The sequence below is a fragment of the Deltaproteobacteria bacterium genome (genome assembly GCA_016931625.1).
Lineage (GTDB): Bacteria > Myxococcota > XYA12-FULL-58-9 > XYA12-FULL-58-9 > JAFGEK01 > JAFGEK01.
Genome location: JAFGEK010000214.1, coordinates 1 through 3829, shown reverse-complemented (window position 1 = coordinate 3829; position 3829 = coordinate 1). Strand labels below are relative to the sequence as shown.

The following is a 3829-nucleotide window of genomic DNA, read 5'->3' as shown; positions in this document are numbered from 1 at the left end:
GTCTGGTGCTCCAGACTCGCGCCCTTGCCTCGTTAGTGAAGGGTTCCCTCCGTTAGGGTCACTAGAGGATTTAGCTTACATGCTTTTACCTCCTGTTTAAACGCCTTGCCAGGCGCACATCGATCGAGATAACAGTCATGTTTCGCCAGCACATATTGAGTTGTTATATTGCTAGCAATATCTTATTTGACATATAGATGTATTAATTGATATAGTTAGATATATGAAAACAACTGTCGATATTTCTAGTGCGCTTCTCAACAAAGCCAAAGCAATAGCAAGTAGAGACAAAACCACCTTACGTAACCTAGTCGAAGAAGGATTACGCACTGTAATTGTCGCCAAGCATCACAAGACTAATTTTCATCTTCGCCGCGCTTCAGTAAATGGCCAGGGGCTTAACCCTCTATTATCTTCACGCTCATGGGATGAAATTCGTGAACTAGCTTATAAAGGTCGCGGCACATGATAGCTGTTGATACCAATATACTAATTTATGCCCATCGTGAAGATAGTGAATGGCACAAAAAAGCTTATGAATGTATTGTTAATTTAGCTGAGGGTAGCTCAAATTGGGCTATTCCCTGGCCATGTTTACATGAGTTTTTTTCCATAGCTACACATCCGCGAATCTATGCTCCACCAAGTAGTGTAGCTGATGCTATCAATCAAATTGAAGCTTGGCTAGAATCACCAAGTTTGGTTTTATTAGCTGAAAGTCATGATTATTGGTCGTCACTGCATAATATTTTAAACGCATCAAAAGTTATTGGGCCTATGGTTCACGACGCAAGAATAGCGGCACTTTGCTTGCAACATGGGGTAAAGACTTTATTAAGCGCTGATCGTGATTTTAGTCGCTTTGCATCATTACAAATAAAAAATCCCTTAATCAGTGAATAGTGTCAGGCCACTGATACTTGACATATAAACTACACTCAATACCTAATCTTAATGATTTTATATCAATTATATGCAAACGGTTTCTTCTCTTCATCTGCGCTCGCTTGCCTCTTTTATTATTGATCAAAAATGCCCATTTGGTATCGTCATTAATAATGACGAAAAACCGCGCCTCTATACTGATAATATAATTGGTATCCCTTTTGCGTGTCTTTGATAATCGGAGCGAACATAATAGAAAACCAAAAGAAGCAATAATTTAAAGCAATTAAATTGGTACCAATTGTCTGTGCTATTCATGATACTTTTAATTAATAAGTTTGTGTTATTACTTTATCAGCCCACAAATCGCTTAAAAATTTTTGCCATGGATATATCGTAATACCATCAACAATACGCTCTTCATCATCATGAGAAATTACACAATAACTTTTAATTAGTTGCTCTTCTCGTAATGCTCTTAAACCTTTGAGGTGGCGCTCGTGGACAAAATTCGTTGATTTAACTTCAATCGCAAGTTTGTCACCAATAATAAAATCAACTTCAAAACCAGTGTGCGTGCGCCAAAAATTATACGCCAAATCAAAACGGCGGTAACTAAGATATGCACGTAATTCTAAAGCTATAAAATGTTCGAAAGAACGTTCAAAAGCTTCGGTCTGACGTGCAATTTCGTGACGACCAAGCAATGAACTAGTTACACCAAGATCCGCTAAATAAAACTTTGACCTACTAATAGCTTTTCGTCTTTTAGTTTTACGGTAAGGTTCTAGGCAAAACCCTAATAAAGTATCATCTAATAAAGTAAAAAAATTTTGAATTGTACGAGGATTAATACCAACATCATTACCTAATGAGGCATAATTGATTTCTTCGCCAATTTTGGTTGCCACAATATCAAGAAAACTTACAAAATGTTCTAGTCTACGTACAGCAGCCTCTGCAACAATTTCTTCTCGTAAATACGTCCCACTGTATGCTTTAAGCTCTTCCCATGGATCTATTGAATTTACTACAAATGGAAGACCACCAAACAACAAATAGTGATCAAGATTAAATTGTTGAAATTCATTAAAGCAAAGAGGAAACAATTGCGCCTGCCAGGCGCGACCAGCAAGCAAATTCGCACCACCATGACGTAATTTACGAGCACTACTACCTGTTAACAAAAAACGAATATTTTTTGTTTCAATGAGCCGATGAACTTCGTCTAATAATCTTGGTAAACGCTGTACTTCATCAATAACAATTATGTTTGTATTATGCGCAATTTCTTCGCCAATTAAAGTTGGTCGCCTACTTAAACGGTCAAATGTTGGCGCATAAAGTAAATCAATAATTTTTACATTTGGTAATGTTTGCAATTCTTGATTAATTAAAAAAGTTTTTCCTGTAGCTCGAGGGCCAAAGAAAAAAATACTTTTTTTATTCAATAATTTCAATAAGTTAATAATTCTTTTAAAAATCATGTAATACCATTACCAAATTTGATTAAATTAGGAAATACATTTACATATTTTAACTTAACTATGTCAACTATAGCAAATTTATAAAATTGGTGTCACCAATGCCAGTCTTAACTTATTGTAATATTAAGCATTTATTATTTAATTAGGTTTTTGTGTTTTTGATGTTTTGCCCCTAAATTGCCTTCTTTAAAGCTCACAAGTGTTGCCAAGCGTAAATTAATAAATCACAAGTTGTAAAAGTGATGAGCAAAAGTAAGCCCATTATCTATGACAAAGCTATATTAACTAAACTTAGCATTGAAGTGCAGCAGTAGCTTGCCGACATTACGAAAATTTTTGCTGACTGTCCGCTTGTGCAAATGCTAATGCTGTTTGGCAGTTATGCACAGGGTGATTTTGTTATTGATTTAAAAACCGATTATCGCTCTGACTTTGATTTGCTTGTAGTTACGCATACCAATAAAGACGAAGCTGACCACAAGGTTTTTAATGAGCTTGAAAATAAAGCGCAAAAATTGCAGGCTCTACTATACTTTTAAACCACCTAGCTATCGCAAAACAGTTCAATACCTAATGCCGTGCTCGCATTTCGCATACGCTCATCAAAAGTAGCTAATGTTATTTTTTGATGATGATCACGCAGATAACATGCTGTTGCTAAATGCAAAGCATCTAAAGTACGTATCGTTACAGGAAATAGCTCAATTGCTCTTTGCAATACTACAGGAGAAAGCTCTACTAATGAAACTCTACCTAATATATTTCTGACTGCCTCACTATAGCTGTTCGATAATTTACGTGCATTGATACGATTATATAGTTCATACTCAAGCAAACGACTTGATATTAAAGGCTCATACCATAAAGATTCTGCTACTTGCTTATCTTCAGCAAATAATTCGGCTAACACTACTGAAGTATCTAAATAAATCATTTATCAGCTCGATCAGCATCTAATTCATTTAAAACTTCGGCAAGAGTGCTGTCGCGCGGTGGTACTTTTGGTCTGCCACTAGGTGGCAAAATGGCTGGAGACACTATTCCTTTGCGTACTAAATCCGCAAGTAAAACATCGGCAACTTCTCTAGCTCGACTAGATGATGGCGGTAATAATTCTGCTACTACATGATCATGGTCTGAAATAAGCACTGGCTCCCCCTGTGAAGCAATACGTACGTACTCGCTAAGTTTATTTTTTAAAACTTTCAACCCAACGGTACGCATAAATTATAATGTAGCTTCATGTAGCTTCTTTTGCAAGATTATGTAAAATTTAAGCACAAATTTTTTACTACCTGCACTCACTAAAGGTACCAAACACCTTATTTGCGCCTTATTTTCGGCAGAGTAACAACCACCGCCTAAAGGCCTGTCTCTTGATCACATTTCATTCAGACTCCTTGCAAGGCACCAACCTTCGACGAGAATTTCAAGTTTGGTCCATCCACGCCATAGCG

Annotated in this window: 6 protein-coding genes; 3 read left to right on the top strand and 3 right to left on the bottom strand. The window is 36.5% G+C overall.

Annotated features, from left to right (window positions below; translation table 11 throughout):
• Positions 1-211: 211 nt before the first annotated feature.
• Together JW841_17500 and JW841_17495 are read left to right on the top strand one after the other, a co-directional pair.
• Positions 212-469: a DUF2191 domain-containing protein gene (locus tag JW841_17500; protein ID MBN1962730.1), complete on the top strand. Its 258-nt coding sequence runs from the start codon at positions 212-214 to the stop codon at positions 467-469.
• Complete coding sequence (locus JW841_17495) at positions 466-903, top strand: PIN domain-containing protein (protein MBN1962729.1); 438 nt, start codon at positions 466-468, stop codon at positions 901-903. The genes JW841_17500 and JW841_17495 overlap by 4 nt, the downstream gene beginning before the upstream one ends.
• Positions 904-1214: 311 nt before the next feature.
• Here the strand turns inward: JW841_17495 and JW841_17490 are convergent, their stop codons facing one another.
• A complete protein-coding gene (locus JW841_17490) occupies positions 1215-2369 on the bottom strand; it encodes an ATP-binding protein (protein ID MBN1962728.1) in 1155 nt (384 codons plus the stop codon).
• A 362-nt stretch (positions 2370-2731) separates the two neighbouring features.
• On the opposite strand from JW841_17490, the gene JW841_17485 reads away from it, so the two are divergent.
• Positions 2732-2911 carry a hypothetical protein gene (locus tag JW841_17485; protein ID MBN1962727.1) on the top strand — a complete coding sequence of 60 codons (180 nt, stop codon included), beginning with the start codon at positions 2732-2734 and terminating at the stop codon, positions 2909-2911.
• A gap of 5 nt (positions 2912-2916) precedes the next feature.
• Here JW841_17485 and JW841_17480 read toward each other — a convergent pair whose 3' ends face one another.
• The gene (locus tag JW841_17480; GenBank protein MBN1962726.1) at positions 2917-3306 is read right to left on the bottom strand and encodes a type II toxin-antitoxin system VapC family toxin; all 390 of its coding nucleotides are present in this window, start codon (positions 3304-3306) and stop codon (positions 2917-2919) included.
• The gene (locus tag JW841_17475; GenBank protein MBN1962725.1) at positions 3303-3596 is read right to left on the bottom strand and encodes a type II toxin-antitoxin system Phd/YefM family antitoxin; all 294 of its coding nucleotides are present in this window, start codon (positions 3594-3596) and stop codon (positions 3303-3305) included. Before JW841_17475 ends, JW841_17480 begins: the two co-directional genes overlap by 4 nt.
• Between the last annotated feature and the right edge of the window lie 233 nt (positions 3597-3829).